Source organism: Amycolatopsis sp. NPDC104819 (assembly GCF_055583145.1).
Window position 1 is genome coordinate 57833 of the sequence record NZ_JBVJON010000011.1, and the last position, 1202, is coordinate 59034.

Annotated in this window: 1 protein-coding gene; it reads right to left on the reverse strand. The window is 71.4% G+C overall.

The features are described 5' to 3' along the window. Nucleotides 1-158: 158 nt before the first annotated feature. The gene (locus tag ACZ63E_RS31760; RefSeq protein WP_465339838.1) at nucleotides 159-977 is read right to left on the reverse strand and encodes a DUF2306 domain-containing protein; all 819 of its coding nucleotides are present in this window, start codon (nucleotides 975-977) and stop codon (nucleotides 159-161) included. Nucleotides 978-1202: the final 225 nt, after the last annotated feature.

Below are 1202 nucleotides of genomic sequence, written 5' to 3' on the forward strand. Positions count from 1 at the left end.
GGGCTCGGCCCCGGGGCAGCCGTCCGGGCTCGTCCATGTCCGGACGATGTCCTCGGCCGGCTCGCCCTCGGACAGCCAGGCCGATCGGTGAACGCGAAGAACCCCGGCACCTGGGGGAGTGTGCCGGGGTTCTTCGCCGCGGGAAGGCAGCCGCGAGACTAGGGGACGGGGTCGGGGGCCGGACGCTCCAGGACCGGCGTCTTCGTGTTCGGCGCCAGCGCCGGCGTGGGGTGCGCGGGCTGGGCGGCCGCGGTCGGCGCCGGATCCTGGGGCACGACCACCTTCGCCGCCGCGCGCTTGGCCGCCTGGCGGCCCAGCGCCTTGTAGCGGGCGCGGTGGTTGAACCACTCCGCGATCAGCAGGTTGACCACCCACGGCACCCACGACGTCAGCGTGGACACCTGGTCCTGCACCGCCGGCGGGCCGTCGACGCCCATCGTGAACACCTCGGGCTCCAGCCACAGGATGGCCGGGCCCAGCCAGAAGCGGGACGCGAGGATCGAAAAGCACAACGCGAAGCTGCGCAGCATCCACTCGCGGTGCTCGACGATCCGGCCCTGGCGCGCCCGGCGGAAGCCGATGATCGTCGTGGTCAGCCACAGCAGGCCCAGCAGGGCGTTGCCCGCCTTCTGGCCGGGGCCGTGGGTCAGGAACGGCGTGATCGTCAGGATCGCGAGCCCGGCCGGCAGCGCGCCGCCCAGGACGTAGACGCGGCCCGAGATCCGGTGCAGCTTCGGCTTGCGGTTGCGCAGCCACGGCCAGATCTGGATCGACGCCGTCACGAACGCGATTGAGCCGAAGACGATGTGCGCCACCAGCAACGGGTAGTAGAAGGGCAGGTCCAGGCGCGTCGCCGCGGTCGACTTGCTCGGGTCGAAGCCGAGGTAGTTGGGCAACCGGAACGCGAGGAACCCGAACACCAGGAAGTAGAAGGGGATGATCCAGGGGCGTCTCAACGCCCTTCCGATGCGTGTCATGGTCGGCCTTCCTTCGGGGCATCCGGCGCGAAGAGCATGCCTCCGCCGAACCACGGAAAACCGCAGACTTCATTCGCGACGTCGGCCGGCGGGCGGAGCGACGATCTCTGGGGAAAAACCGGCCCGCGCGGCGGCATAGTCGCCTTCGACCTGAACCCCGGCGGTGGCTCCGGCGTCGTGAGGCGGCCGGGCGCCCGCCCGAACCGGATCACTGGGAGCGCCGCG